The organism is Lysobacter sp. K5869, assembly GCF_018847975.1.
Lineage (GTDB): Bacteria > Pseudomonadota > Gammaproteobacteria > Xanthomonadales > Xanthomonadaceae > Lysobacter.
This window is the reverse complement of record NZ_CP072597.1, coordinates 3,420,672-3,446,525: the sequence shown is the minus strand read 5'-3', so window position 1 is coordinate 3,446,525 and position 25,854 is coordinate 3,420,672. Positions and strand designations below refer to the sequence as shown.

General features: G+C 69.3%; 25 protein-coding genes and 1 tRNA gene. 14 read left to right on the top strand and 12 right to left on the bottom strand.

Features of this window, described 5'->3' with window-relative positions; genetic code table 11:
• Positions 1–97: 97 nt before the first annotated feature.
• Entirely contained in the window at positions 98–2,086 is a 1,989-nt protein-coding gene (locus J5226_RS14950; protein WP_215835258.1) for an SDR family oxidoreductase, read from the bottom strand.
• A 155-nt stretch (positions 2,087–2,241) separates the two neighbouring features.
• On the opposite strand from J5226_RS14950, the gene J5226_RS14945 reads away from it, so the two are divergent.
• The gene (locus J5226_RS14945; protein ID WP_215835257.1) at positions 2,242–2,499 is read left to right on the top strand and encodes an acyl-CoA-binding protein; all 258 of its coding nucleotides are present in this window, start codon (positions 2,242–2,244) and stop codon (positions 2,497–2,499) included.
• Between the two features lie 38 nt (positions 2,500–2,537).
• Positions 2,538–3,164 carry a TetR/AcrR family transcriptional regulator gene (locus J5226_RS14940; protein WP_078995832.1) on the top strand — a complete coding sequence of 209 codons (627 nt, stop codon included), beginning with the start codon at positions 2,538–2,540 and terminating at the stop codon, positions 3,162–3,164.
• Positions 3,165–3,251: 87 nt separating this feature from the next.
• Here J5226_RS14940 and J5226_RS14935 read toward each other — a convergent pair whose 3' ends face one another.
• Positions 3,252–3,677: a hypothetical protein gene (locus J5226_RS14935; protein ID WP_215835256.1), complete on the bottom strand. Its 426-nt coding sequence runs from the start codon at positions 3,675–3,677 to the stop codon at positions 3,252–3,254.
• A 171-nt stretch (positions 3,678–3,848) separates the two neighbouring features.
• Between J5226_RS14935 and J5226_RS14930 the strand changes: the two genes are divergently transcribed.
• The 3 genes from J5226_RS14930 to arsC all read left to right on the top strand — a co-directional run bounded on the left by J5226_RS14930 (position 3,849) and on the right by arsC (position 5,627).
• Positions 3,849–4,703, top strand: coding sequence for a hypothetical protein (locus J5226_RS14930; protein ID WP_215835255.1), 855 nt, complete (start codon positions 3,849–3,851; stop codon positions 4,701–4,703).
• A 323-nt stretch (positions 4,704–5,026) separates the two neighbouring features.
• Positions 5,027–5,101 (top strand) — tRNA-Val (locus J5226_RS14925).
• A gap of 160 nt (positions 5,102–5,261) precedes the next feature.
• The gene (gene arsC, locus J5226_RS14920; protein ID WP_215835254.1) at positions 5,262–5,627 is read left to right on the top strand and encodes an arsenate reductase (glutaredoxin); all 366 of its coding nucleotides are present in this window, start codon (positions 5,262–5,264) and stop codon (positions 5,625–5,627) included.
• Between the two features lie 243 nt (positions 5,628–5,870).
• Here arsC and J5226_RS14915 read toward each other — a convergent pair whose 3' ends face one another.
• The 4 genes from J5226_RS14915 to J5226_RS14900 form a co-directional block, all read right to left on the bottom strand.
• Positions 5,871–7,496, bottom strand: coding sequence for an FMN-binding glutamate synthase family protein (locus J5226_RS14915; protein WP_215840439.1), 1,626 nt, complete (start codon positions 7,494–7,496; stop codon positions 5,871–5,873).
• Between the two features lie 320 nt (positions 7,497–7,816).
• A complete protein-coding gene (locus tag J5226_RS14910; RefSeq protein ID WP_215835253.1) occupies positions 7,817–9,106 on the bottom strand; it encodes a nucleotide sugar dehydrogenase in 1,290 nt (429 codons plus the stop codon).
• 94 nt (positions 9,107–9,200) lie between these two features.
• Entirely contained in the window at positions 9,201–9,512 is a 312-nt protein-coding gene (locus J5226_RS14905; protein WP_215835252.1) for a hypothetical protein, read from the bottom strand.
• Positions 9,509–10,576 (bottom strand): diguanylate cyclase, encoded by a 1,068-nt coding sequence (locus tag J5226_RS14900; RefSeq protein WP_215835251.1) that lies wholly within the window; start codon positions 10,574–10,576, stop codon positions 9,509–9,511. Before J5226_RS14900 ends, J5226_RS14905 begins: the two co-directional genes overlap by 4 nt.
• A 405-nt stretch (positions 10,577–10,981) precedes the next feature.
• Here J5226_RS14900 and J5226_RS14895 point away from each other — a divergent pair, with 405 nt between their 5' ends.
• Both J5226_RS14895 and J5226_RS14890 read left to right on the top strand, forming a co-directional pair.
• Entirely contained in the window at positions 10,982–12,484 is a 1,503-nt protein-coding gene (locus tag J5226_RS14895) for a S8 family serine peptidase (RefSeq protein ID WP_215835250.1), read from the top strand.
• Positions 12,485–12,691: 207 nt separating this feature from the next.
• Entirely contained in the window at positions 12,692–13,039 is a 348-nt protein-coding gene (locus J5226_RS14890) for a hypothetical protein (protein ID WP_215835249.1), read from the top strand.
• Positions 13,040–13,261: 222 nt separating this feature from the next.
• Here J5226_RS14890 and J5226_RS14885 read toward each other — a convergent pair whose 3' ends face one another.
• The 6 genes from J5226_RS14885 to J5226_RS14860 form a co-directional block, all read right to left on the bottom strand.
• Positions 13,262–13,717 (bottom strand): macro domain-containing protein, encoded by a 456-nt coding sequence (locus J5226_RS14885; RefSeq protein WP_215835248.1) that lies wholly within the window; start codon positions 13,715–13,717, stop codon positions 13,262–13,264.
• Positions 13,718–13,902: 185 nt separating this feature from the next.
• Positions 13,903–14,622 carry an SDR family oxidoreductase gene (locus tag J5226_RS14880; protein ID WP_215835247.1) on the bottom strand — a complete coding sequence of 240 codons (720 nt, stop codon included), beginning with the start codon at positions 14,620–14,622 and terminating at the stop codon, positions 13,903–13,905.
• A complete protein-coding gene (locus tag J5226_RS14875; protein WP_215835246.1) occupies positions 14,622–15,185 on the bottom strand; it encodes a 2-amino-4-hydroxy-6-hydroxymethyldihydropteridine diphosphokinase in 564 nt (187 codons plus the stop codon). Before J5226_RS14875 ends, J5226_RS14880 begins: the two co-directional genes overlap by 1 nt.
• A gap of 138 nt (positions 15,186–15,323) precedes the next feature.
• Positions 15,324–16,307 carry an NAD(P)-dependent oxidoreductase gene (locus J5226_RS14870; RefSeq protein WP_215835245.1) on the bottom strand — a complete coding sequence of 328 codons (984 nt, stop codon included), beginning with the start codon at positions 16,305–16,307 and terminating at the stop codon, positions 15,324–15,326.
• Between the two features lie 124 nt (positions 16,308–16,431).
• A complete protein-coding gene (locus J5226_RS14865; protein WP_215835244.1) occupies positions 16,432–17,028 on the bottom strand; it encodes an HD domain-containing protein in 597 nt (198 codons plus the stop codon).
• Positions 17,025–18,134, bottom strand: a complete 1,110-nt coding sequence (locus tag J5226_RS14860) for a serine hydrolase (RefSeq protein ID WP_215835243.1) — start codon at positions 18,132–18,134, stop codon at positions 17,025–17,027. Before J5226_RS14860 ends, J5226_RS14865 begins: the two co-directional genes overlap by 4 nt.
• 157 nt (positions 18,135–18,291) lie before the next feature.
• Here J5226_RS14860 and J5226_RS14855 point away from each other — a divergent pair, with 157 nt between their 5' ends.
• The 7 genes from J5226_RS14855 (at position 18,292) to J5226_RS14825 (ending at position 25,847) form a co-directional block, all read left to right on the top strand.
• Positions 18,292–19,422 carry a histidine kinase gene (locus tag J5226_RS14855; RefSeq protein ID WP_215835242.1) on the top strand — a complete coding sequence of 377 codons (1,131 nt, stop codon included), beginning with the start codon at positions 18,292–18,294 and terminating at the stop codon, positions 19,420–19,422.
• Complete coding sequence (locus tag J5226_RS14850) at positions 19,419–20,069, top strand: response regulator transcription factor (protein ID WP_215835241.1); 651 nt, start codon at positions 19,419–19,421, stop codon at positions 20,067–20,069. Before J5226_RS14855 ends, J5226_RS14850 begins: the two co-directional genes overlap by 4 nt.
• Before the next feature lie 284 nt (positions 20,070–20,353).
• Entirely contained in the window at positions 20,354–21,481 is a 1,128-nt protein-coding gene (locus J5226_RS14845; protein ID WP_215835240.1) for a hypothetical protein, read from the top strand.
• 12 nt (positions 21,482–21,493) lie between these two features.
• Positions 21,494–22,708: a toxic anion resistance protein gene (locus tag J5226_RS14840; protein WP_215835239.1), complete on the top strand. Its 1,215-nt coding sequence runs from the start codon at positions 21,494–21,496 to the stop codon at positions 22,706–22,708.
• A gap of 385 nt (positions 22,709–23,093) precedes the next feature.
• A complete protein-coding gene (locus tag J5226_RS14835) occupies positions 23,094–24,713 on the top strand; it encodes a VWA domain-containing protein (RefSeq protein ID WP_215835238.1) in 1,620 nt (539 codons plus the stop codon).
• On the top strand, positions 24,713–25,375 hold the full coding sequence (locus tag J5226_RS14830) for a hypothetical protein (protein ID WP_215835237.1): 663 nt from the start codon (positions 24,713–24,715) through the stop codon (positions 25,373–25,375). The genes J5226_RS14835 and J5226_RS14830 overlap by 1 nt, the downstream gene beginning before the upstream one ends.
• Before the next feature lie 10 nt (positions 25,376–25,385).
• Positions 25,386–25,847, top strand: coding sequence for a DNA-binding protein (locus J5226_RS14825; RefSeq protein WP_215835236.1), 462 nt, complete (start codon positions 25,386–25,388; stop codon positions 25,845–25,847).
• Positions 25,848–25,854 lie beyond the last annotated feature (7 nt).

Here is a 25,854-nt window from a genome sequence, read left to right as displayed (position 1 = left end):
CCGCTCCTACGGGGAGGCCATGCGACCTGCGCTGCGCGCCGAAACGACGAAGCCCGGCGAAATCGCCGGGCTTCGCGCGCCTTGGCTTACGCCGCGCTCACCAATGCACGCCGCGCATCAACGCCGCGAACGCGATCTGCTCGTTGCTCGCATGCTCGTCCTTGAGCCCCTTGCGGTCGCCCTTGGCCGCGGCCGAGTCGGGGAACAGCTCGAACGCGGTGCTCATCACCACCTCGTACGCCTTCGGCGCCAGCGCGTTGACCACCGAGGCGAAGATGCCCAAACGCGTGGCGATGCGACTCGGCTTTTCGATGATGCCCTTGACCACCAGATCGGCGGCCTCGTCGGGCGTCAGCGTCGGCACGCTGTCGTACATCTTGGTCGGCGCGATCATCGGCGTCTTCACCAACGGCATGTTGATCGTGGTGAAGCTGATGCCCTTGCCCGACAACTCGCCCTGCGCGCAGCGGCTGAACGCGTCCAGCGCGGCCTTGGAGGCCACATAGGCCGAGAACCGCGGCGAGTTCGCCAGCACGCCGATCGAGGAGATGTTGATGATGTGGCCCTTGCGGCGCTCGGTCATCTTCGGCATGAAGCCCATGATCAGGCGCAGGCTGCCGAAGTAGTTGAGCTGCATGGTGCGCTCGAAATCGTGGAAGCGGTCGTAGCTGAGCTCGATCGAGCGGCGGATCGAACGGCCGGCGTTGTTGACCAGGATGTCGACGTGGCCGTGCTCGGCGAGGATGGTCTTCACCAAGCGGTCGCAATCGGCCATGTCGGCCAGATCGGCGGTGTAGGCGAACACCTTGCCGCCGGTGGCCTTCATCGCGTCGCGCGCCTTGAACAATTCCTCCTCGCCGCGCGCAACGATGACCGTCACCGCACCCGCCGCGGCCACCTTCTCCGCCGTCGCCAGACCGATGCCCGAGGAACCGCCGGTGATCACCACGACCTTGTTGCGGACCTTGCCCTTGAGCGTGCGGTCGACGAACAGATCCGGGTCGAGGTGGCGTTCCCAGTAATCCCACAAGCGCCACGCGTAATCGTCCAGACGCGGCACCTTGATCCCGCTGCCGCGCAGCGCGCGTTCGGTCTCGCGATTGTCGAAGCGGGTCGGATAGGTGATGAACTTCAAGGTTTCCTTGGGAATCTTGAAGTCGCGCAGCAGCATGCCGACGAAGCGCCGCACCGGCGGCAGGTTGCCGACCGCGCCGCGGATGCCGCTGGGCACGAAGGCGAACATGCGCGCGTCGATGCGCATGGTCATCTCCGGCGTGTGGCCGGCGCGGGCGAAAGTGTTGAGCACCTCGCCGACGCGCTGCGGCTCCGGGTCGGTCAGATGGAAGCAATGGCCGTCGAGCTTGGGCTTGTGCGCGATGTGGTCCATCGCATCGACCACGTAATCGACCGGAATGATGTTGATCCGCCCGCCCTCGACGCCGAGCATCGGCATCCACGGCGGCAGCATCTCGCGCAGCTTCTTGAGGAAGGTGAAGAAGTAGTACGGACCGTCGATCTTGTCCATCTCGCCGGTCTGCGAATGGCCGACGACCATGCCGGGGCGGTAGATCCGCCACTTGATCCGCTTCTCCGCGCGCACCAGCCCTTCCGAATCGTGCTTGGTGCGCAGGTAGGGATCGTCGAGGCCCTCGGCTTCGTCGAACATGTCCTCGCGGAACACGCCCGGGTACATGCCAGCGGCGGCGATCGAACTGGTGTGGTGGAAGCAGCCGACGTTGAGCGCGGCGCCGAGGTCCAGCGCGTGCTGGGTGCCGTCGATGTTGGCCGCGCGCTGCGCCTGCGGACTGGCGGTGAGATCGTAGATCGCCGCCAGATGGAAGAAATGCTTGATCTTGCCGTTGAGCGCGCGGATCTGCGCCGCGGTCAGCCCGCACTTGGGCTGGGTCATGTCGCCCGCCACGGGGATCACCCGCTTGGGATCCCAGCCCATCTTCTTGGCCGTGGCCTCGAACTTCTTTTGCGAATCCTTGCGCACCAGCACGTGGATCGTGCCCTTGCGTTTCAGCAGGTTGCCGACAAGGAAGCGACCGATGAAACCCGTCGCGCCGGTGACGAAATAGCTCATACCCCTCTCCTGGATGGCCCCGATCGGCCGCCGTCGCGGCGGCATGCCGCTACGGTGCCAGAGCGCGGGCGCGGTAACAATTCCTTTCCGTATTGACCCACCCCGATACGCATGGTGTGATGCCGCCTCACCCTGGTGCCCAGGAGAGGCCCGCCGTGTCCGATATCCAAGCCGCATTCGAACAAGCCGCCAAGGACGTCCAGTCCCTGCCCGATCGCCCCGACAACGACACGCTGCTGCGCCTGTACGCGCTGTACAAGCAGGGCGCCGAGGGCGACGTCAGCGGGCCGAAGCCCGGCTTCTTCGACTTCGTCGGCACGGCCAAGTACGAAGCCTGGGACAAGCTCAAGGGCACCGATCAAACCGAGGCCAAGAAGAAGTACGTGGACCTCGTCAAGAAACTGCGCGGCTGACGCCGCGCCGCGCCCGCCCTTCCCCCGCCGGCCGCACGATGGCGAAACAGACCCGCCAACGCATCCTCGATGCCGCGTTGATCATGTTCAACGCGCAGGGCGAACCCAACGTCACCACCAACCACATCGCCGACGAGCTGGAGATCAGCCCCGGCAATCTGTACTACCACTTCCGCAACAAGGACGACATCATCGAGCAGTTGTTCGCTCGATTCGAAGAGCGCATGGACGCCGCGCTGGCCGCGCCGCAAGGGCGCCTGCCGGGGCTGGAAGACATCTGGCTGCAGCTGCACCTGGTGTTCGAGTGCATCTGGGATTACCGCTTCCTCTACCGCGACCTGGTCGAAATCCTCAGCCGCAACCGCCGCCTGCGCATGCGCTTCGCGCGCATCCTCAAGCGCGCCGATGAGCAGGCGCATCTGGTCATGCGCGGGCTGTCGCAGGCCGGGGTCATGCGCGCCTCGGGCGACGAACTGGCGGCGACCGCGACCAACGTGCTGGTGATCGCGACGTTCTGGCTCAACTACGCCGCCGCGCGCGGCGACAAGGACGAGCACGCGGCGATCCGCGACGGCATCGTCCAGGTGATGATGCTGCTGTCGCCGTTCCTGCGCGACGCCGAGCGCTTGCACCTGAACACGCTGATCCGCGCGTATCTGGACTGAACATCCGCGGCTGAACGCGGCAGCCGGCGCGACACCGGCTTCGGCAACGACGAAAAAGGGCGCCTCGCGGCGCCCTTTCTGCTTGCCTCAGGCCTTGCGCGCGCGGCGCGCGGCCGGCTTGCGCGGGGCGCGACGCGGCGCGGCCTTCTTCGCCGCCGGCTTGCGGCCCTTGCGCTGCGCGCGCGGCTTGCGCTGGCCCTTGAGGCCGAGCTTGTCGAGCACCGGCGCCAGCCGCGCCTCGACCTCGGCGCTGAACTGCACCACCTTCGGCTCGACCTGACCGCGCACGTTCTCGATCCCGCCGACCACGTTGCCGCGCGCGTCCGAAGCCAGATCGCGCACGCGCCGCTGCAGCGCCTCGACCTGCCCCGCCGCGCGGCCGGCGCCGGCCAGCGCTTCGCGGCGCGCGACCACCGCCAGACCCAGCCCGGCCAGCCACAGATGGCGCAGCGTGGTGGCCTGCGTCGTGGTCGGATTGGCCGCCGCCTGCTTGTTGCGTTTGCCCACTGCCATGCTTGCGCTCCGTCGACCGCCCGGAATGGACGGTTTCGCCCGCGCACTATCGCCAGCGCGCCTTGAGCAATGGCACTAGCCGCGTCGCCGGCGCACAGCGCGCCCCTCTTGCCAGCGCCCCCGCCGCGGCGGGATGCTGCCGGTCCGATCCCGTTGGAACAAGGACAGTACATGGCCGCCAAGACCGCCTGGGCCGCTTTTCCGCACGACGCCAAGGCCTACGCCTACGCCGGCGACGCCCTCAAGAAAGCCTGGCCCAAGCTGCACGCGGGCGACGCGGAACCCTTCCCCGACGCCAAGCGCGCCGCCGCGCTGATCAAGGCCGCCGGCAAGGCCGCGCCCAAGGGCGTGGACGCGGACGCGCTGGCCGAGGCGTTGCAGGAGGCGTGGCGCGCGTTCCATCGCGGCGACTTCAAGACCGCTTTCGACGCGGGCGAGAAACTCGGCGCGGTCGGCGCGTCGGTGGCGGTCAAAGCCTTGGGCATTCATGCGACGTATCTGGTCGAGGACGAAGCCGAACAGCTCAAGCGTTACCAGCAAGCGGCCAAGGTCGCAGAAGCCGCGGTCGCCGCGCTGCCCGACGACGCCAACAGCCACTACCGCTACGCGTTCGCGCTCGGCCGCTACAGCCAGGGCCTGAGCATCGCCAAGGCGCTCAAGGACGGCATCGCCGGCAAGGTCCGCACCGCGCTGGACGCGACCCTGGAACTCGAACCCAAGCACGCCGAAGCGCACACCGCGATGGCGCTGTACCACGCCGAGATCATCGACAAGATCGGCGGCATGATCGGCGGCCTCACCTACGGCGCCAAGGCCAGCGAAGCGGAGAAGCACATCAAGACCGCGCTCAAGCTCACGCCGGATTCGCCGATCGCCCATATCGAACACGGCAATGTGCTGATGCTGCTGCACGGCCACAAGCAGGAGGCCGCGGCCGCGGCGGCGTACGAGAAGGCCGCCAAGCTCAAGCCCGTCGATGCGATGGAAGCCTTGGACGCGGCCTACGCCAAGGAACAGTTGGAGTGAACGCCGCGCCGATGCGCGCGCTGGAGCCGGCGCGCGCATTCGGCTAGGATGCGCGGCCGCGCAGCGCAGCCTTCAGCTTCGTGCGCCGGCGACCGGCCCGCTCGACGGGGCGGCCGACCGGCCCGGTTTGCGGCCCGGCGCGCGGCAATCGGCCCGTTTCAGCCTGTTTCGCCCCGTTTTCAGGGCGATCCGCGGCGAAGACGGCCCCGCTCCGGCCCCGTTTTCGCAGACGAAACCCGGCCGGACGGGACATCCGAACATCGACGGCCAAAAGGCTTGTCAGTTCGCGAAGGCCCGATTACAATTTGCGACCCGATTACATCGGGCGGTTAGCTCAGCGGTAGAGCATCGCCTTCACACGGCGAGGGTCGCAGGTTCGAACCCTGCACCGCCCACCAGTTGCAAGAAACGAGCCGGCGAAAGCCGGCTTTTTTCGTTGCGGCGCGGCGCGCGCGTCGTTTTGTCGTCGCGCGAACATGCGCTCATGCGTGCTCATGCGTGCTCGTGCGCTCTCGCCGACGCGCTCGCTACGTCCGCCTTCGTCCCGAGGAGTCCGTCATGACCGACGCGCATCGCGCCCCTACTCGCCTCTATCACAACCCGCGCTGCTCCAAGTCGCGCGGCGCCCTGGAGCTGTTGCGCGAACGCGGCGTCGAGCCGGTGGTGATCGCGTATCTGGAAACGCCGCCGGACGCGGCGGAACTGCGCGAACTGCTGGGCTTACTCGGCATCGGCGCGCGCGAACTGCTGCGCACCGGCGAAGACGAATACAAGCAGTCCGGGCTCGACGATGCCGCGCTGAGCGAGGACGCGTTGATCGCGGCGATGGTCGCGCATCCGCGGCTGATCGAGCGGCCGGTGTTCGTGCACGGCGGACGCGCGGTGATCGGCCGGCCGCCGGAGCGGGTGTTGGCGCTGTTGTAAGCCGCGGGCGGCATTCGGGCTCGACGACGCAAAAGCAAAATGGATTCCGGCTTTCGCCGGAATGACGGGATTTGAAGCTGCGCAGCTTCGCGATCCGCCATTCCGGCGAAAGCCGGAACCCATTCAACTCCCGCCATTCCGGCGAAAGCCGGAATCCATTTTGACGTTGCTCTTACGCGAGCGACCGAACGCCGCCCGCCCCCATCGCCACCGCGCCGCCGCCGCGCGCCGCGGCCCGCGCGATCAAAACGACTTGCTCGTCCGCATCGCCAACACCCGCTCCGGCGCCGAGAACGAATCGCTGCGCGCGCCCGCCCAGAACGACTGGAACACCGCGTGCGCCGGAATCTTGCCGAGCAGGTCGCCGGGCGCGAGAAAGTTGTAGAGCGCGCCGAGCGAACGCACTTCGGTCGGCGTGACCCGGCGCAGGATGTGCTCGGGCCCGATCTCCGAGGTATGCCGCAGCCCCGCCGCGCACAGCAAATCGCGCAGTGCCTTGAGCGTGTTCTCGTGGAAGTGGAACACGCGCGCGGATTTGTCCGGCACGTCGAGCTTGCCCCAGCGACTGGGATCTTGCGTCGCGATGCCGGTCGGGCACCGGTCGGTGTGGCAGCTCTGCGCCTGGATGCAGCCCAGCGCGAACATGTAGCCGCGCGCGGCGTTGCACCAGTCCGCGCCCATCGCCAAGGTGCGGGCGATGTCGAACGCGCTGGTGATGCGCCCGGCCGCGCCGACCCGGATCTTGTCGCGCAGCTCCAGCCCGACCAAGGTGTTGTGCACCAGCATCAGCGCCTCGTGCATCGGCACGCCGACGTGGTCGATGAACTCCGCCGGCGCCGCGCCGGTGCCGCCCTCTGCGCCGTCGACGACGATGAAGTCCGGCAGCAACCCGCTTTCGTGCATGGCCTTGGCGATGCCGAACCACTCCCAGGGATGGCCGATGGCGAGCTTGAAGCCGACCGGCTTGCCGCCCGACAGTTCGCGCAGCCGCGCCACGAACTTCAGCAGCCCCAACGGCGAATCGAACGCGGTGTGCGCGGCCGGCGAGACGCAGTCCTGGCCCATCGGCACGCCGCGCGTGGCCGAGATTTCGGCGCTGACCTTGGCCGCCGGCAATACGCCGCCGTGGCCGGGCTTGGCGCCTTGCGAGAGCTTGATCTCGATCATCTTCACTTGCGCGTCGCCGGCGTTGGCGACGAAGCGCTCTTCGCTGAAGAAACCGCGCTCGTCGCGGCAGCCGAAATAGCCCGAGCCGATTTCCCAGACCAGATCGCCGCCGTTCTCGCGGTGATACGGCGAGATCGAACCCTCGCCGGTGTCGTGATAGAACCCGCCGAGCTTGGCGCCCTTGTTGAGCGCGCGGATCGCGTTGGCCGAGAGCGAACCGAAGCTCATCGCCGAGATGTTGAACACGCTGGCCGCGTACGGCTGCGCGGTGTTCTCGCCGATGGTCACGCGGAAATCGTGGGCGACGTGCGCGGTCGGCGCCAGCGAATGGTTGATCCATTCGTAGTCCAGGCCGTAGACGTCGACCTGACTGCCGAACGGGCGCACGTCGTTGACCGACTTGGAGCGCTGATAGACCAACGCGCGCTGCTGGCGCGAGAACGGCACCTCGGCGGTATCGGCCTCGATGAAGTACTGGCGCATTTCCGGGCCAATGGATTCCAGGCCGTAACGGAAATGCGCGAGCACCGGGTAATTGCGGCGCAGGGTGCTGCGGGTCTGCAGCAGGTCGGCGGTGCCGAGCGCGGCGATCGCGCCGAACGCGGCCACGCCCCACAGCCAGTACGGGTGATGCAGGAAAACCAGAACCGCGCAGACCAAGGTCAGGATCAGGCTGGCGACGTAGACGGCATAGCGCATCATGGCGATCGGAGAGTTCACGGGCTGGGGCCGAGCATAACCGCGGCCGCGTGCAGGGTCTGTACGGGGCCGGGCGGTTTTTGGCTGGCAGGCGCCGATGGGCCGGCGCGTTTCGGCATCGCGGCTTTGCGCGATGAGCGCTCGCGGGCGCAGTACGGCCGGCGCGGGCCCGCGGGACGGTTCGCGCTGAAGGCTCTGGCTCCCCGCGTTCGCGGGGATGACGTGCTTGGCGGGAAGCGTCCGGTCTTACGCGGCCCGCGCTCCCGGACAGCGACCTCTACTTGCGACAGCGCACTCGCGGCGAGGCCTTCAAGCCCGCGGCCTCACAGCCGCCCGTCGACCTCGTCGCGCGGATACAGGCTCTTGATGTCGTACAGCAGCGCCCCGGGTTTGCCGTAGGCGCGCGCACCGGCCGCGCCGAGGGTGCGGAACTGCTCGTGCGCCACCGCGATCACGATCGCGTCGTAGGCGCCGCGCTCGGGCGCCTCGACCATGTCCAGGCCGTACTCGCGCCGCGCTTCCTCGGCGTTGGCCCAGGGGTCGCAGATCTCGACCCGGGCGCGGTACTCGCCGAACTCGCGGGCCAGATCGATCACCCGGGTGTTGCGCAGGTCGGCGCAGTTTTCCTTGAAGGTCAGGCCGAGGATCAGGATGCGCGAACCGGCCACGGCGATGCCGCGCTGGATCATGCGCTTGATCACCTCCGCCGCCACGTGCCCGCCCATCGCGTCGTTGATGCGCCGGCAGGCGAGCAGGATGTCGGGGTAATAGCCCGCGCTTTGCGCCTTCTGGATCAGGTAGTACGGGTCCACGCCGATGCAGTGGCCGCCGACCAAACCCGGGCGGAACGGCAGGAAATTCCACTTGGTCCCGGCCGCTTCCAGCACCTCGGTGGTGTCGATGCCCAGCCGCTGGAAGATCAGCGCGAACTCGTTGATCAGCGCGATGTTGGCGTCGCGCTGAGTGTTCTCGATGACCTTGGACGCCTCGGCCACGCGCAGGCTGGAGGCGCGGTGGGTGCCGGCGGGAATGATGCTGCGGTAGAGCGCGTCGACGCGCTCGGCGGTCTCCGGGTTGGAGCCCGAGGTGACCTTGGGAATATCGACCAGCTTGCGCTGGCGGTCGCCGGGATTGATCCGCTCCGGGCTGTAGCCGGCGAAGAAATCCTCGTTGCAGCGCAGGCCCGAGACGCGCTCGAGTTCGGGAATGCAGATCTCCTCGGTGGCGCCGGGATACACCGTGGATTCGTAGATCACCGTGTCGCCGCGCTTGAGCACGCCGCCGAGCGCGCGGCTGGCGAGGATCAGCGGGGTGAAGTCCGGGCGCTTGTGCTCGTCCACCGGCGTGGGCACGGTGACCACGAAGGTGTCGCGGTCGTCGAGGTCTTCCAGCGAGGCGCTGAAGCGCAGGCGCGAGGCGGCCTGGATTTCGGCCGCGTCGTGCTCGTGGTGGCGGTCCTCGCCGGTGCTGAGCTGGGCCACGCGCACCGGGTCGATGTCGTAGCCGACGGTGTCGTAGACCTTGCCGAACTCCAGCGCCAGCGGCAGGCCGACATAGCCCAGGCCGATCACGCCGATGCGCGCCTGCGCGATTGAATCGAGGTGTGCTGCCATGGTCCGCCCGGGTCCGCGCTGAGTACGTCGGCCGGATTCTAATGAACTGCGGCGCGCGGCGCAGGCCTGGCGCCGCGCTTGCGCGCGCGGCGTCTCAGTCGGCCGGCGGGGAAGCGGCCTGGCCGGCCCGCAGGCCGAACGCCGCCGCGACCGCGGCCAGATGCGCCCGCGCGCGGCCGCCGTCGCATTGCAGGCGCACGATGCGCTCGTCGCGGTACTCGATCAGCAGCGCGCTGCCGTCGGCCTCGCATTCCCAGATCGACAGCTCGCTGGTCGGGTTGAGGTAATGCCAGCCGCCCTCGCCTTCGCTCAGGCCGTCCCACAGCGCGTCCGACAGCGCGGCGTGCGCGGCGAACGCGTCCCAGCCTTGCGCCGGGGCCCAGTCGTCCCAGGCCGGCGCGCTCATTCCTCGGCCACCTCGACCGCGTTGCGGCCCAGTTGCTTGGCCCGGTACAGCGCCGCGTCGGCGTGGCGCATCCACATCGCCGCGGTGTAGCTCTTGGCGCCGGTGCCGGCCACGCCGATGCTGACCGTGCAGCGCAACTCCGGCGCGTCGTCGAAGCGCGCTTCCTCGACCGCGCGGCGCAGCCGCTCGGCGATGGCGCGGGCGCTGTCGGCGTCGGTGTCCATGAGGATCAGCGCGAACTCGTCGCCGCCGATGCGGCTGGCGGTGTCGGTCATGCGCGCGGCGCGGTGCAGCACGTCGGCGACCCGCCGCAGCACCGCGTCGCCGATCAGATGGCCGTGGTAATCGTTGATCTGCTTGAATCGGTCCACATCGATCACCACCAGCGCCGCGCGCTTGTTGCTGCGCGCGCAGTGGGTCATGGTGGCGCTGGCCGCGTCGTCCCAGTGCAAGCGGTTCTGCAGCCCGGTCAGCGGATCGGTGCGGCTGAGCAATGCGAGTTGGCGGTTCTGCCGCACCACCTTGCGCGCCAGCCCATACGCCGCGCTGCTGATCGCCATCGGATAGACGAACATGAAAGGCAGGCAGGCCAGGATCACCAACATCGAACTGTGCGGCGCGAAGCCGAAGCCCAGCGCGGTCCACGCGACCAGACAGGCGACGGCCTGCGCGCTGGCGGTGCGCACCAGGAAACGCCAGCCGCCGACGCCGATCTTGTCGGCCGACAGCATCACCGCCAGCAAGGCGCTGGGCACGACGTTGAACTGCATCACCGCGATCCACACGCCGCCCAGGACCGAGTCGATCACCAGATTGCGGTACTCGCTGAATTCCGGATCGCGGCTGCGCGAAGCGGTGAAGTAAGCCGCCGGCGGCCAGAGGAAACCGTTGGCGAACAGCGCCGCCCAGACCCACCACGCCGCGCCTTGTTCGTAGAGCGCGCCGCCCACCGCGAAGAAGCCGAAACCCAGGCCCAAGGTGCGCATTTGGTAGATGCGCCGGACGAAGCGCAGATGCTCGCTGGCGCGGCTGGGGTCGTAAGCGCTGTCGTTCTTTGCCGTCACGCGCGCTCCCACGGCGGTCGGTTGCCCGCGCGGCGTGGGCGCGGCGGGTACAGCCTGCGCCCGCGCGGGTGAAGGCGCAAGACAGACGGCGGCGGCGCATCGGCCCAATCCCGCACGCCCGCGCATGGCCCCGCACGGTCGTGCCGAACGCGCGGCGGCGGCGGCCGCGGCCCGCAACCGAAACTTGGCGGCAGCGTCCAACGGTGCGCGCGATCACTGATTCAGCTTGTTTTACAGGCATTTCTGCCGATTTTCGCGGCGGCGCCCGCGCCTACAGTGGACCCGGGCCAACCCCGCCGGCATCGCCGATCCGCCGTACGCGCGCATGCGATGCCCCTTGCTTCGGACCGGGCCCGGCCCGTCCCCGCCGCCCTTCGCGGCCTATCCAACGTGAGGACTTCGCCGATGTCGTACCCGACCTTGCCACGCCTCCACGCCGCTGCCCGCGCCCTGCGCCCGCTCGCCCTGGCCACCGCCGCAGCCCTGGCCGCGGTCTGCGCCGCGCCCGCGGTCGCCGCCACCGTCAATATCGCCGGCCTGCAAGCCGGCGGCAGCTACGATCAATTCATCGTCAAATACCGCGCCGGCAGCAGCGCCCGCGCCAGCGCCGCCGAGTTCGACGCCGCGCTCGGCCGCGCCGCCGCCGCGTTGCCGGCGGCCAAGGGCCAGCCGCGCCTGGGCCTGTCGCACCTGCGCCGCATGTCGATGGGCGCCGACGTGATCCGCGCCGACCGCGGCCTCGACCGCAGCGACGCCATCGCGCTGATGAAGCGCATCGCCGCCGACCCGCGCGTGGAATACGTCGAACCCGACCTGTTGATGAGCGCCCAGCTCACGCCCAACGACACCCGCTACAACGAGCAGTGGCATTACGCCGACAGCGCGGTCGGCATCAACGGCCCCAGCGCCTGGGACAAGGCCGACGGCGCCGGCGTGGTGGTCGCGGTGGTCGACAGCGGCTACCTCTCGCACACCGACCTCAACGCCAATCTGTTGCCGGGCTACGACTTCGTCGCCTCGGTCAACGGCCTCGGCCTGGCTTGCCTGTTCGCGGGCTTGCCGTACAACTGCGGCGGCGGCAACGACGGCAACGGCCGCGACAACAACGCCACCGATTCGTCCAACGTCAAGCACGGCACGCATGTGTCGGGCACCATCGCCGCGGTCACCAACAACAGCGCCGGCGTGGCCGGGGTGGCGCGCAACGCCAAGATCCTGCCGGTGCGCGTGCTCGGCAACAGCGGCGTGGGCGCCACCTCCGACATCGCCGACGGCATCGTGTGGGCATCCGGCGGCACGGTCAGCGGCATTCCGGCCAATCCCAATCCGGCCGACGTGATCAATCTGTCGCTCGGCGGCGCGCAAGCCTGCACGCAGACCCTGGCGTACCGCGACGCGATCAACGCCGCGACCGCCAACGGTTCCATCGTCGTGGTCGCCGCCGGCAACAGCAACAACGACGTGTCCGGCTTCACTCCGGCCAGCTGCCCGAACACCATCACCGTCGCCGCCAGCGACATCAACGGCAACCGCGCGTGGTATTCCAACTACGGCGCCGGCATCGACATCACCGCGCCGGGCGGCGAAACCTGCTCGCCGGCGGCCGAGTTCCTCGCCCTGGGCGAATCGGTCAGCGGCAAATGCACGCAGAACCACGCCAACCGCGGCGTGCTCTCGACCGTCGACGCCAACGGCTACGACTTCTATCAAGGCACCTCGATGGCCGCGCCGCACGTGGCCGGCGTGGTCGCGCTGATCAAGTCGGTGAAGCCGGCGCTCAACACCGCGCAGGTGCAAACGATCCTGACCAACACCGCGCGGCCGATCGTTGCGGCCAAGTGTCCGGGCGGTTGCGGGCCGGGCTTGATCGACGCCAATGCCGCGGTGACCGCGGCGCAAGGGCCGTAAGCGCGGCGTCGGCGCGAGGCCGCGCCGCCGGCCTCACGCTCGCTCGCGTAAACCCTCGCCCGGCCGGACTTTTCCGCGCCGGGCGATTGCGCGCAAGGAAGCGCTTCCCCATTCACACTTCACGCAACGCGCATCATCCGTAACGGACAACTAACATCGCCGTGGGCTAGGGTGCGCGCACAGGGGTTCCTAAGCGGAGCCAGAGCGATGACGACCACCCTGCAAGGCCGCCCCACTCCGACCACGCCCGGGCTGAGCTATTGGGCCAGCCACTACCGCGAAGCGGAGTTCTATCGCGAAGGACTGCATTTCAGCGATTACGCGCCGGCGTTCTATGTCGGCATCTCGATCCAACTCGAACACCCCGACCGCGATTTCGACGATCCCGGGCTGGACTTGCGCGGGCGCTATCAGCGCATCCGCCTGGGTTCGGCCTTGAACTGGGAACAGGCGCAGGGCGCGGCGCGCTCGGCCTGGCAGCGCGCGCGCAGCAATTCCGAGGATGCGCGCCGGCGCATCGCCCAGCGCATGGCGGAGTTGGCCGCGCAGGCTTGAGGCGCGGCCGATGATCGTAAGAACGCCCGCGGCGCGCCGCGGGCGTTTTCGTGAGCGGGTTCCGCGATGCAGCGCTCGCAGCCGCAGCCGAAGACCGCGCATGTTCGGCGGCGGCGAAACAAAACCAAGCGCGCGCTCGCGGGCATGGCGGGCAGGAAGACGGCTAACGTCGCGATTCGGCGGACGCGCGGCTTCGGCCTCGACCCACGCCGCCCCGCGCGCTCAGCCGGTGAACTCGACCAGCGTGTGATCCTCGCCGGCCAAGGCCTCGTCGATGATCGGCGCGATGACCTTCCAATCGCCCTTGGCCAGGCCCGCGCCGATCAGCGGATAGCCGATGCGCTGGCCGTGGAACTCGCGCGCGATCGAACGCATCGCCCGGCCGATGGCTTCGTAGTCGGCGAGCACGCCCTCGCCTTGCCAATGGAACTGGGTGTAGGCGTTGACGACGACGAAGCGGTGGCCGTTCTCCTCCACTGACGCCTGACTGTAGGTACCGAGCTTGCCGCGATCCGCCGGCACGGTGCGCTGATCGGCGTCCCAGGCGGCGGGGAAACGCTCGCGGATGCTCAACGCGATGCCACGGCCCATGCGGCATTGGCAATTGCAGCCGTGGACGATCACGTCGAAGCGGCCGTCGGCGGCGAGTTGCAGCAAGTCGCCCTGGATGATCTTCATGGTCTTCCTTGATTCGGGAGGAGAGCGATATCGGCGCCCGCGGCTCCGCGAACGCCGGCGAGTTCCCTGTAGGAGCGGCGCGAGCCGCGACCGCGACGACGCGACTATTGCGCGAGTTTCGACGCAGTTGCGTTGTCGCGGTCGCGGCTCGCGCCGCTCCTACAGGAGGACAACAGACGGCCTCGTTAGAGTTTGAAGCGTCCGCCGTCGACGCGCAGGATTTCGCCGGTCACGTAAGGCGCATCGCGCAAATACATCGCCGCGCCCACCACGTCCTCGACCGCGCCGATGCGGCCCAGCAGCGTGCGCGCGGCGATCGCGTCTTCCTGTTCGGCGCGCTGCGCCGGATCGCGCACCGAGGGCAACACCGTGCCCGGCGCCACCGCGTTGACCCGGCACGGCGCCAGTTCCGCCGCCAATCCGCGCACCAGCCCGGCGCCGGCGGCGCGGCTGACCTGATACGCGGCGTGGCCGGGAAACGAGCGGTCCAGATAGGTGTCGAGCAGCATCACCACCGAACGCAGCGGCCGCCGCGCGTGCAGGCGCACCGCCAGCTCCCACGGCGCCAACAGATTGACCTGCAGTTGGCGGGCGAAGCGCTCGCGCTCGTCGGCGCTGGCGCTGCCCGGGCCGGCGTCGGCAGAGAGCGCGTTCCAGGCATGGCCGCGCTCGAACAGCGAGGCGCTGAGAATCAGATGATCGATGTCTTGCGCCGGCAGTTCGGTCAGCGGCTCCTGCATCTCCCAGCACCATGCCTCGACCGGCGCCGAATACGGCTCGGGCGTCGCGGCCGCGCTGCGGCGGTGCGCGACCACGCGCTCGCCGCGCGCGAGGCAGGCTTCGGCTAAGGCGCGGCCGATCCGACGCGAAGCGCCGGTGACCAAGGTCGTGGTCGTCGCGCTCATCAACCGGTCTCCCGTTGGCCGTCGGCCGCACGCAATTGCGCGGCGCGTTCGAGCAGATAGCGGCGCACGAAAGCCGCGCCGGCGTACGCGTAGAAGCCGTGTGCGTTGTCTTCGCCGCGGAAGCCGCGCTGGCGCTGCAGCGCGTCGAGCGCGGCTTGCAGCGGCGGCAACGGCAACTGGCTCAGGCCATGGAACAGATAGCCGCGGCCGGGATCGTAGCGCGCCTGCCAGCGCGACCCGCCGGCGTCGAGCGCGCCGAGCAGATCGATGTCCAGCGGCACCGGCATGCGCCGGCGCGGATCGCGCTCGCGGCCGAAACCAGCTTCGATGCGCTTGAACCGGCGCTCCAGCGCTTCGGGCTGCGACGCGCCCTGCCACTCCACCGCCAGCACCAGATTCAAGGTGGCGCCGCCGGCGTGCAGGCGATGGCGATCGCCATAAAGCTCCGACGCCGCGGCCAGCGCCGCATCGGGTTCGGCCAGCAACTGCGCGGCGGCGTCGAGCAGATTCTCCGCGCGCGGGCCGTCGCTGGCGCCCAGGCAGATCAGCGCGGTCCAGCTCATGCGCGCGGCGCTCGCGTGGACGGCGGAATCGGTGTGGGCATGGCGGCGCTCCCTGGCATTCGGCGGCTCCTGCGCCGCGGAAACGGCGGCGCGTGCGGGCATTGTAGCCGGCCGCCGCGACGGCGCCGTGGCGGCGGTTCAGGCCACCGGATAGGGCATGTCGTCGAAGCGCTGCGGGTGATAGCCCTTGACCCCGACCTCGTGCGCCAACGCGCTGCGGAAGTCCAGCCCGCGCTCCAGGCAATCGAGCACGTAATCGAAGCCGTAGCGCGGCTCCCAGCCCAGATCGCGGCGCGCGGCGGCGTTGACGTAGACCCGGTCCAGATGCGGAAACAGCTTCCAGCCTCGCGCCGCGTACAACTCGGCGCAACGCGGGAACAAGCGCCGCACCACGGCCGCCGCGTCGACGCTGAGTTCGGCCAGATGCTCGCGCGCGAACGGCGTGGTCGCCGAGACGATGTAGCGGCCGAAGCCCAGCGCCGGCGCGCGTTCGATCGCGCGCAGATGGGCCTGGGCCACATCGTCGATATCGGCGCGGCGGTACAGCAGTTCGTTGGCCTGGCTGTTGGCGGTGTCGTACTCGCCGCGCCGCGCAGCGTCGTCGTCGTCCTCGGGGAAGAAGCGCGAGGTGCGCAGCACCAGCACCGGCAGCCTGTGGCGGCGGTGGAACAACTCGCACAAGCCTTCGGCGGCGACCTTGGTGGCGCCGTAGATGTTCTTCGGAATCGGCGCCACGCGCTCGTCGATCCAGGTCGCCGGCTCGCCCGGCGCCGGCGTCAGCGCCGCGCCGAACGCGCTGGTGGTGCTGGTGAACACGAACGACTCCACGCCTTGCTCGCACGCGGCCTGCAGCAGATTGAGCGTGCCGGTGATGTTGGTGTCGACGAAATCCTGATAGCTGTGGGTGGCGACATGCGGCTTGTGCAGGGTCGCGGCATGGATCACCCCGCTCGCCCCGCGCACAGCCTCAGCGACGAACTCGCGGTCGGCGATCGAGCCGACCCGGTCGGTGAACGCCGAAGGCTTGATATCGATGCCGCGCGCCTCGCGGCCCTGAGCGCGCAGCAGGCGCATCAAACCTTCGCCGAGGTGGCCGGCGCTGCCGGTGACGATGAGCGTCATGCGATGGACTCTTGGTCGGAATGGCGTAAACGCCGCCGCGCCGGCGTTGCGGGCAACGTCGGCGCGAGGGCGGGAGTATGGCCTCAGGGTACAACCGCCCTCCTCCTGAGACCACCGACAAGTGTCACACCGCGCTGCGCGCGAGCCGCTGCGGACCGTCGGCCGCGATACGTTCGAAACCCGAATCCAGGGCCACGAACATGGCCCAGCGGTCTTGGCCGCTCGCCGCCGCGGCCGCTTCGATGAAGCGTTCCTCCAACTCGGTCTTGCGCACGCCCTTCCACAACTTGTCGGCGAGCGCGACGGCGAGCTCTTCCAGTCGGCATTCCATCGCCGCCCATCGCGCGTGCGACAGGCAGACCCTCGCCAGTTCCGGCGATACGCCCGCGTCTCGCAACATGGCTTCGCCGCTGGGCTCGTGCTCGCTGCCCGGACCGTGCAATTCGGCCGGATGGCGAATCTTGCCGGCGTCGTGCAAAACGATGCCCGCGCGGACGAAGGCTTCATCCACTTCGATGGCTTGCTCGCGCAGCAAGGCCAGCAGTGCTTCGCCGGCCTGGCTGACCAACTCGACGTGGCGCTGCAGTCGCGCCGGCGCGCCGAGGGAGCGGATCAGTCGCATGGCTTGTTCGGTATCGGCGGGAAACATACGGACCTCGGCGGCGGGAGGGAAGCCATCTTGACGCAAAACCCGCGCGAATCCGGCCACGTCGGCAATCATCGCGAGGGCTCCGCCGCCGGCGACGCCGCCTCCCCCGCCGCGCGGATCATCAGCGCGTGCAGATGCTGGTGATGGCTGCGCCAGCCGTCGCCGTCGAACAGCGCGAACCAGCCCAGTTGCAGCAGGCTGCGGCCGGTGTCGTTGCGCGAGACCAGCACCAGGTGGCGGCGCGCGTCGACGATCATGAACTGCCCGCCCCAGCCGTCGGCCCACACGGTGTCGGCGTCGCGGTCGAGCCACCACAGGTAGCCGTAGGCGTCGAACGGATCGCGGTCGGGCACGGGCGACCAGGCGCGGGTGCTGTCGCGCACCCAATCGGCGGGGACGATTTGGCGCCCGTTCCAGCGGCCCTGGTCGGCGTAGAGCATGCCGAAGCGGGCCAGATCGGCGGCCGACATGAAGATCACGAACTGGCGGTGTTCGCTGTAGGACGGTTGGTCGTAGATCACGTGCGCGGCCTTGAACGCGGTCATGCCCAGCGGCCGCGCGATCCATTGCTCGAGCGCCTCACCGATGCTCAGGCCGGTGCGCCGCTCGAAGATCGTGCCGAGCGCGTTGAAGTCCCAGTTGTTGTAGTAGAAGAACTCGCCCGGCCGGTGCGAGCCGCGGCGCGGGCGACCGTCCTTCATGCCCTGCGCTTCGCCGGCCGCTTCGATGTAGATGCCCGAGCGCGACATCAGCAGGTCGCGCACGGTCGCGGTTTTCTCCATCGGCGTCAGCGGCACCACGCGGTCGTCGATGCCGAGTTCAGCCAAGGTCTGCTCCGGCCGCACATAGCCGCGGGCGATGGCGATGCCGTACAGCGCGCTGAGCAGGCTCTTGCGCACCGAATGGGTGTTGATCGGCAGATCGGCCTCGCCCCAGCGCGCGAGTTCGCGGCCGCGATGCAGGGCGACGAAGGCGTCGAAACGGGTGTGCGCCGGCAGATAGGCATAGGCCTCGCGCACCGCGGCCGGATCGGCCGGACGTTCGCGCGGCAAGGGCGTGGCGGTGGCGTTGGCTGCGCCGATGCGGATCGCCGGCCACGCGGCGATGGCCGCGGCCGTAGCCGCGGCGAGGGCGAGCGCGGCCAGCAGGACGCGGGCGAAACGGTTTCGGCGGATCATCGGCGCGGCTCCGGGACGGGGTGCGGCGCAGTCTCGGCCGCGGCCGCCGCGTCCGGCAGATAGCGCAAGTCAGCCGAAGCGGTGACGAAAGTCATCGATTCGCCCAGGAGCCGGCGCCGCGCTTGTACCGGCCCCGCGCCGGCGCGAAGCTGCGCCCATGTCCGCTATCGCGCCCCTGCGCCACCCCGTCGCGATCCTGGCCGGCCTGCTGGCCTGGGCCGCGGTCGGGCTGGAACTGTGGACCGGCCCGGTGCAGGCCACCGATGCGGCCGCCGGGCTGCCGGTGGCGGCGCTGGCGCGCGGCCTGCATCTGGGCTTCGGTTTGCTCTACGCGGTGTCGCTGCGCTGGCGCGCGCGCGGCGCGCGGCTGGCCTGCGCGGCGGCGCTGTGCGCGCTGGCGCTGACCCTGGTCGCGCTGTACCGCTACAACTCCGCGGCCGCGCTGCTGATCCTGCCGATGCTGGAATTCGCCGCGCTGCTGCCGCTGCCGGCCTTGACCGCCGCCTATGCGCTGAACAACGCCGCGCTGCTGGCGATCGTGCTGCTCTGGCGCGGCATGGACGCGCCCTACACCCACGTCGCACTGCACGCGAGCCTGCAGCTGTTCGCGATCCTGCTGGTGCGCGCGCACCGGCGCAGCGAAGCCGCGCGCGCGGCGCTGGCGCGCACCCACGCCGAGCTGCTGGCCGCGCGCGGGCTGCTGGCCGAGACCGCGCGCAGCGAGGAACGCCTGCGCCTGTCGCGCGAACTGCACGACGTGGCCGGGCACAAGCTCGCCGCGCTCAAGCTCAATCTGGCCGCGCTGCAGTACAACCGCGACCTCGACGCGCCGGCCGCGATCGCGCTGTGCGCGCGGCTCACCGACGAACTGCTCGACGACCTGCGCGCGCTGGCGCGGCAGCTGCGCCTGCACGACGGGCTCGACCTCGGCGCGACCTTGCAGCGCGTCGCCGCCGCCTTCCCGCGCCCGCAGGTGCATCTGCGCATCGAGCCGGACGCGCGCGCGGCCGACCTGGAGCAAGCCGAGGCCTTGCTGCGCGCGTTCCAGGAAGGCCTGACCAACGCCGCCCGCCACGGCGAAGCGCGCAACCTGTGGGCGAGCCTGCGCCGCGACGGCGAGCGCCTGCTGCTGGAACTGCGCGACGACGGCCGCGGCCACGGCGAACTGCGCGCCGGCCACGGCCTGACCGGCATGCGCGAGCGCTTGCGCGCGCTCGGCGGCGACCTCGACGTCGGCCGCGACGCCGACGGCGGCGTGCGCCTGCTCGGCTGGCTGCCGGCGCGATGAGCGCGCTGCGGCCCGCGCGCTTGCGGCTGGCGCTCGCCGACGATCAGGCCTTGGTCCTCGGCGGCTTGAAAGCCCTGCTCGGCGGCTTCGCCCGCTTCGACATCGTCGCCGAGGCCGGCGACGGCGAAGCGCTGTTGACCGCGCTGACCGCGACGCCGGTGGACGTGGTGCTGTGCGACATCCGCATGCCGCTGCTCGACGGCTTCGGCGTGTGCGAACGGCTGCGCTACGCGGCCGGCGCGCCGCCGGTGATCTTGCTGACCACCTTCGACGATCCCGAACTGGCGCTGCGAGCGGTCGCCAGCGGCGCGCGCGGCTTCTTGCTCAAGCACGCCTCGCCGATGGAACTGGTCGACACCATCGAAGCGGTCGCCGGCGGCGAACGCGCGCTGTCGCCGCTGTCGACCGACGCGGTGCGCGAGCGTTACGCCTACGCCGAACGCAGCGCGCCCAGCGCCGGCTTCAACAAGCGCGAGTTGGCGATCCTGAGGTTGTTGGCGGGCGGGTACACCAATCGCGAGATCGGCCAAGCCATCCACGTCACCGAAGGCACGGTGAAGAATTATCTGATCGAAATCTTCGACAAGCTCGGCACCCGCGACCGCACCCGCGCGGTGCTCAAGGCGATCACCTTGAAGATCATCTGAGCCTGCGCGGGCACGGCGTACAGCGCCGGGCCGTGCGGCAGTGGGGCGGCGACGGATGACCAAGGCGCGGCGGCGGCCCGTTCGCAGGGCCGGATCGTCCGCCTCCGGGCGAAAACCCGCGGCCGCGAAGGCTTACCCGCGAACGCCGGCGTCGCGGCGATGCCCCGCCACGAACCGGCCATCGGCCCCGATGCCGCCGGTCCGAATCCCCGCGCCCCGGCCCCGACTGTCAAACATAGGTCATACATAGGCCATACGCTGCCCGCGAATAAGGAGGTTCGCCAATGAGGAAGATCCTCGGCCCCGCGTTCGCGGCGGTGTTGTTGCTCGGCGTCATCGCCGGCATCGTGGTGTCGTTCAACGGCAAGCGCGCCGACGACCGCGCCGACGCGGCGGCGCGCAAACAAAGCGCCGATGCCGCCGCCCGGGTCACCGTGCGCGTGCTCACCGGTTCGGAAAAGCTCGATTTCCTGCGCGACCCCGAACTCGCCCAGGCCTTGCTGGCCGACAACCTCGTGCTGGACGTGCAAAAAGCCGGCTCGCGCGAGATCGCCACCCGCCCGGACCTGAAAAGCTTCGACGTCGCCTACCCCGCCGGCACCGCCGCCGCGCGCAAGATCGCCGACGCCACCGGTTCGCGCCGCATCTACAACAGCTTCTACACGCCGATGACGGTGGCCAGCTGGAAACCGCTGCTGCCGACCCTGGAAGCCAACGGCATCGTCGGCAAGCGCGGCAACGCCTACTTCATCGTCGACATGCGCAAGCTGGTGGCGTTGATGGAAAGCGGCGCGCGCTGGAAGGACTTGCAGCCCAATCCGAACTACGCGGTCGGCAAATCCGTGCTGATCACCAGCACCGACGTGCGCACCAGCAACTCGGCGGCGATGTATCTGGCGCTGGCGAGCTATCTGGCCAACGGCGACGACGTGGTCGCCAGCGAAAGCGCCGCCGATCAGGTCGCCGACCGGCTCGTGCATCTGTTCTCCAAGCAGGGCTATCAGGAATCGAGTTCCTCCGGCCCGTTCGAGGACTACGTCACCATGAAGATGGGCAAGTCGCCGCTGGTGATGATCTACGAGCAGCAATTCCTGGAGTACGCGTTCAAGCACCCGCGCGTGGACCCGGAGATGGTGCTGCTGTACCCGCAACCCACGGTGCTGACCAAGCACACCCTGGTCGCGCTCAGCGACAAGGGCGCGCGCTTCGCCGAGGCGTTCGAGCGCAATCCCAAGGTGCGCGAGATCGCCGCGCGCTACGGCCTGCGCGGCCCCGACAACGCCGCCTTGTTCGCCGACGCCGCCAAGCGCGGCATCGAGATGCCGCAACAACTGGTCGATGTGGTCGATCCGCCGACCTACGACCTCCTCGAACGCATGATCGGCCGCATCGAATCGCGGCTGGGCCACTGAAGGAACGCCGCCATGAGCACGACCCAGACCACCGCCCTCGCCGAACCCGTCGCCCCGCTGACCCTGGAAATGCCCGAGCCGGCGATGACCGTCGCCGAGCCCGACCAGGCCGCGGCGATGATCCCGTTCAAGGACGAAACCCGCACCCAGGTGCTGTCCCAGGCCGACCAGTTCATCGCCGACCTGCTCGCGCTCGACCCGCAGTCGGAAGACTTCCGCAGCCGTGTGGACAGCGCGTTCCGCCTCGGCCGCAAGGAAATCGGCGACAGCACCTTGCTGACCAACAAATTCCTCGACCGCAACTTCGTCGCCGACGCCGACAGCCCGGCGTTCAAGGTGATGAGCGAGATGCGCATCCTGTTCGAGGACCTCAACCCGTCCAAGGAAGGCGACCTGCTGGCCGCGCACAAGCTGCTCGGCCTGATTCCGTTCGGCAACAAGCTGCGCGCTTACTTGCAGCGTTTCGACTCGGCCGGCGAATCGATCCGCAAGACCATCGACAACCTCTACGGCGTGCAGGACGAACTGGCGCGCGACGATCAGGCGCTGTACGCGACCATGCAGAAGCTGCTGGAAGCGCTGACCCGGCTCAAGGCCGCCGACGTGTTCGCCGAGCAGCTCGACGGCAAGCTCAGCGCGGCGCTGGAGTCGCTCAAGGCCTCCGATCCCGCGCGGGCCAAGGCCGTGGAGCAGGAAGTGCTGTTCTACGTGCGTCAGGCCAGCGTCGACATCAAGACCCAGATCCTGGTCTGCATCAACGGCTACAAGATGCTCGAAGGCCTGCGCAAGACCGGGCGCGAGCTGCGCAACGGCTGCGACCGCATGGCCACCATCGGCATGTCCAGCCTGTCGATCGCCGCGACCCTGGCGCGCGCGCAGGGCTATCAATTGCAGGTGATGGACGCGCTCAAGTCGTCCTCGCGCGCGATCGAGGGCCTGATCGCCTCGACTTCGGCCCAGTTCGGCCAGCACGTGGACCGCGTCGCCGAGTTCCAGAGCAATCCGCTGATCGGCGTGCAGACCTTGCAGAACGCCTTCGACACCACCTTCGCCGCGCTCGACCGCATGGACGAGTTCCGCAGCAAGGCGATCGGCGCGATGGGCAGCAACATCGAACAGCTGCGCGGCCTGATCGCCAAGGGCGAGGCGCGCATGAACCGCGAACGCGAGGCGGTGACGGCGGTGCAGCGCAGCATCGCCGCGCCGTCGGGGCCGGTTTCGCTGTAACCCGGCCGCGCGTCCCCCAATGACCCCGCACCTTCCCCGCCCCGTCGTTCCGGCGAAAGCCGGAACCCATACCCCTCACACCGTCATTCCGGCGAAAGCCGGAATCCATTTTGATCTTGCCGTTGCTTCTGCCTTCGCGAGTACGAAAAAGAGCAACGTCAAAATGGATTCCGGCTTTCGCCGGAATGACGGGGTGGAGGGTATGGACTCCAGCTTTCGCCGGAATGACGGGGTGGAGGGCATGGACTCCAGCTTTCGCCGGAATGACGGGGTGAAGGGTATGGACTCCAGCTTTCGCCGGAACGACGGGGTGGAAGGCTCGGTTTCGGCGGTTCGCGTTCCCACCGTTGCAGCGTCAGTAACCACCCGCCACAGGAAGGCCCACATGACCCGATTCGCGCACCGCGCCCTGCTCGCCTTCGCCGCGCTGCTGCTCGCGTCCTGCGGCGGCGGCAACGGCTCCGGCGACAACGCCGGCGACGGCGGCGCCGCCCGCGCCGACGATGCCACCGCCTTCACCGTCCTGGCCGGCTCCGAACTCAAGGACGTCGACACCCAGCTCGGCGACGAGATCGCCAAGGCCACCGGTGTGCGCCTGCGCTTCACCTACGCCGGTACCCTCGACGCCATCGACCGCCTCGCCGCGGGCGAAAAGTTCGACGCGGTCTGGGTCAGTCACGGCAAGTATCTGGCGATGAATCCCGCGCTCAAGCAGCGGTTGCTCGCGCAAGAAAAAATCATGCTGTCGCCGGTGGTGCTGGGGGTGAAGGCCTCCAAGGCGCGCGAGCTGGGCTGGGACAAGAGCGATCCGACCTGGAAGGACATCGCCGAAGCCTCGCGCGCGGGCCGCTTCAGCTTCGGCATGACCAACCCGACCTCAAGCAACACCGGCTTCACCGCGCTGATCGGCATCGCCGCCGCGCTGGCGGCCAATCCCGATGCGCTGACCGAGGCCGACGTCGCCAATCCCGCGCTCAAGGCTTTTTTCCAGGGCCAGCGCATGACCGCCGGCTCGTCGGGCTGGCTGGCCGAGGCGTATGCGCGCGAGCAAGCCAAGGTCGACGGCCTGATCAATTACGAATCGGTGTTGCTGAGCCTCAACCGCGACGGCCGCCTGAGCGAACCGCTGAGTCTGGTCTATCCGAAGGAAGGCATCGTCACCGCCGACTATCCGCTGATGCTGCTGGAGGCCGGCAAGCGCGCCGACTACGACAAGCTGATCGCGTTCCTGCGCTCGCCCGCGTTCCAGACGCGCTTGTCCGCGGCCACGCTGCGCCGGCCGGTCAATCCCGAAGCGCAGGCCGCGGCGGCGATCCCGCAGCGCACGCTGATCGAACTGCCCTTTCCCGGCCAGCCGCAGGTGATCGAAAGCCTGCTGCAAGGCTTCCTCGCCGACATGCGCATTCCCGCGACCTCGCGCTACGTGCTCGACTTGTCCGGCTCGATGGGCAACGACGGCCGAATGGAAGCGATGAAGGCGGCGATGACCACCCTCGCCGGCGGCAGCGCCGACAGCCTCACCGATCGCTACGCGCGCTTCCAAAACCGCGAGCGCATCGGCGTGCTGACCTTCTCCTCGCGTCCGGGCCGCACCCGCTCGTTCGACATGGGCGCCGACGCCGCCAGCAACGCCGCCACGCTGTCCGCGATCCGCGCCGACATCGCGCCGATGCGCCCCGACGGCGGCACCGCGATCTTCGACAGCGTGCGCCAGGCGCTGCAAGAACTCGCCGCCGACAAGCGCGCCGCGCGCGAGCCGCGCTACTACACCGTGGTGCTGATGAGCGACGGCGAGAACACCGAAGGCAGCGACCTGCGCGAGTTCCTGGCCTGGCACGCCGCCCAGGACGAGGCGCTGCGCTCGATCCGGGTGTTCCCGATCCTGTTCGGCGACGCCGATCCGGACGAAATGAAGGCGCTGGCGCAAGCCACCGGCGGCCAGGTCTTCGACGCCAAGAGCAAATCGCTGACCTTGGTGTTCAAGGACATCCGCGGATACCAGTGATGACGCTGCCGGTCGCTCCCACCACGCCGGGCCTGGGCCAACGCCTGCGGCTGTATCTGTACGGCAACCGCAACATCGCCGGCTGCGTGTGCGGGCTGATCGGTTTGAGCTTGCTGTTCGCCGGCGTGATCGATCGCGGTTGGCCGCTGATCGTGCTCGGCCTGTACGGCGTCGGCGCGCTGGCGTGGCCGCGCGACCGGCTCGGCGAACGCATCGCCGAAGCCGAGTTGCCGGTCGAGGCCTTGATCGAACACCTCGACCGCTTGATCGGCGAGGTCGCCAAGCGCGTGCCGGCCGAAGCGCTGGCGAGCTTGCGCAGCATCCAGCAGACGCTCGACGAATTGCTGCCGCGCCTGCGCGAGTTGCGCCAATCCGGCGCGCTGTCGGCCTCGGCCGCGTTCGCCGTGCAGGAAAGCCTGCGCCGCTATCTGCCCGACATGCTCGGCGGCTATCTGAAACTGCCGCCGGTGTTCGCCCGCACCCAGGCGCTCAAGGACGGCCGCACCGCGGCGCAGACGCTGTCGCAGCAACTGGCGCTGCTCGATCAATCGCTGCAGCGCATCTCGCGCGAAGCCTTCGCCGGCGACGCCGAATCGCTGCTGCTGAGCGAGCGTTTCCTCAAGGAAAAATTCGACGCCGCCGCGGCGTTCGAGTTGGCCTAGGCGCGCGGCGATGGCGACCGACCACGACGCGCTGTGGAAGATCCGCCAGTCGCTGGCCGACGAAGGCCGCCTGCCCGGCCGGCGCGCGCCGCTGGAGCAAGCGCAGCTCGAGGAAATCGCCTGGCGCATGCTGCGCGCCGGCGTGCAGCCCACGGTCGAAGGCATCCGCGCGGTGTACGGCAGCGGCTCGCCCAATCGCCTGCACCCGATGCTGCGGCGTTTCTACGCCGGCCTGGCCACGCGCCTGCAGCTGGCGCCGGTGGCCGAGGACGTGCCCACGCCGTTGCGGCAACTGTGGTTGCAGGCGCTGGATCTGGCCAGCGACGCGGTGCGCGAACGCCACGATGCGCAGGCCGAGGAACTGCGTCTGCGCGTGGCCGAGTTGGAAAAACGCGAAGCCGCGCTGGAGCGCAAGCTCAAGCGGCTGCGGCGCGAGCACGGCGAAACCCGCGGCGACGCGCCGGCGGAGTGACCGCCGC

Excerpts from the sequence above, each read along its gene's own strand:
- J5226_RS14950 (WP_215835258.1), bottom strand. The coding sequence starts at position 2,086 with ATGAGCTATTTCGTCACCGGCGCGACGGGTTTCATCGGTCGCTTCCTT.
- J5226_RS14940 (WP_078995832.1), top strand. The coding sequence starts at position 2,538 with ATGGCGAAACAGACCCGCCAACGCATCCTCGATGCCGCGTTGATCATG.
- J5226_RS14935 (WP_215835256.1), bottom strand. The coding sequence starts at position 3,677 with ATGGCAGTGGGCAAACGCAACAAGCAGGCGGCGGCCAATCCGACCACG.
- J5226_RS14930 (WP_215835255.1), top strand. The coding sequence starts at position 3,849 with ATGGCCGCCAAGACCGCCTGGGCCGCTTTTCCGCACGACGCCAAGGCC.
- arsC (WP_215835254.1), top strand. The coding sequence starts at position 5,262 with ATGACCGACGCGCATCGCGCCCCTACTCGCCTCTATCACAACCCGCGC.
- J5226_RS14915 (WP_215840439.1), bottom strand. The coding sequence starts at position 7,496 with ATGATGCGCTATGCCGTCTACGTCGCCAGCCTGATCCTGACCTTGGTC.
- J5226_RS14910 (WP_215835253.1), bottom strand. The coding sequence starts at position 9,106 with ATGGCAGCACACCTCGATTCAATCGCGCAGGCGCGCATCGGCGTGATC.
- J5226_RS14905 (WP_215835252.1), bottom strand. The coding sequence starts at position 9,512 with ATGAGCGCGCCGGCCTGGGACGACTGGGCCCCGGCGCAAGGCTGGGAC.
- J5226_RS14895 (WP_215835250.1), top strand. The coding sequence starts at position 10,982 with ATGTCGTACCCGACCTTGCCACGCCTCCACGCCGCTGCCCGCGCCCTG.
- J5226_RS14890 (WP_215835249.1), top strand. The coding sequence starts at position 12,692 with ATGACGACCACCCTGCAAGGCCGCCCCACTCCGACCACGCCCGGGCTG.
- J5226_RS14885 (WP_215835248.1), bottom strand. The coding sequence starts at position 13,717 with ATGAAGATCATCCAGGGCGACTTGCTGCAACTCGCCGCCGACGGCCGC.
- J5226_RS14880 (WP_215835247.1), bottom strand. The coding sequence starts at position 14,622 with ATGAGCGCGACGACCACGACCTTGGTCACCGGCGCTTCGCGTCGGATC.
- J5226_RS14875 (WP_215835246.1), bottom strand. The coding sequence starts at position 15,185 with ATGAGCTGGACCGCGCTGATCTGCCTGGGCGCCAGCGACGGCCCGCGC.
- J5226_RS14870 (WP_215835245.1), bottom strand. The coding sequence starts at position 16,307 with ATGACGCTCATCGTCACCGGCAGCGCCGGCCACCTCGGCGAAGGTTTG.
- J5226_RS14865 (WP_215835244.1), bottom strand. The coding sequence starts at position 17,028 with ATGATTGCCGACGTGGCCGGATTCGCGCGGGTTTTGCGTCAAGATGGC.
- J5226_RS14860 (WP_215835243.1), bottom strand. The coding sequence starts at position 18,134 with ATGATCCGCCGAAACCGTTTCGCCCGCGTCCTGCTGGCCGCGCTCGCC.
- J5226_RS14855 (WP_215835242.1), top strand. The coding sequence starts at position 18,292 with ATGTCCGCTATCGCGCCCCTGCGCCACCCCGTCGCGATCCTGGCCGGC.
- J5226_RS14850 (WP_215835241.1), top strand. The coding sequence starts at position 19,419 with ATGAGCGCGCTGCGGCCCGCGCGCTTGCGGCTGGCGCTCGCCGACGAT.
- J5226_RS14845 (WP_215835240.1), top strand. The coding sequence starts at position 20,354 with ATGAGGAAGATCCTCGGCCCCGCGTTCGCGGCGGTGTTGTTGCTCGGC.
- J5226_RS14840 (WP_215835239.1), top strand. The coding sequence starts at position 21,494 with ATGAGCACGACCCAGACCACCGCCCTCGCCGAACCCGTCGCCCCGCTG.
- J5226_RS14835 (WP_215835238.1), top strand. The coding sequence starts at position 23,094 with ATGACCCGATTCGCGCACCGCGCCCTGCTCGCCTTCGCCGCGCTGCTG.
- J5226_RS14830 (WP_215835237.1), top strand. The coding sequence starts at position 24,713 with ATGACGCTGCCGGTCGCTCCCACCACGCCGGGCCTGGGCCAACGCCTG.
- J5226_RS14825 (WP_215835236.1), top strand. The coding sequence starts at position 25,386 with ATGGCGACCGACCACGACGCGCTGTGGAAGATCCGCCAGTCGCTGGCC.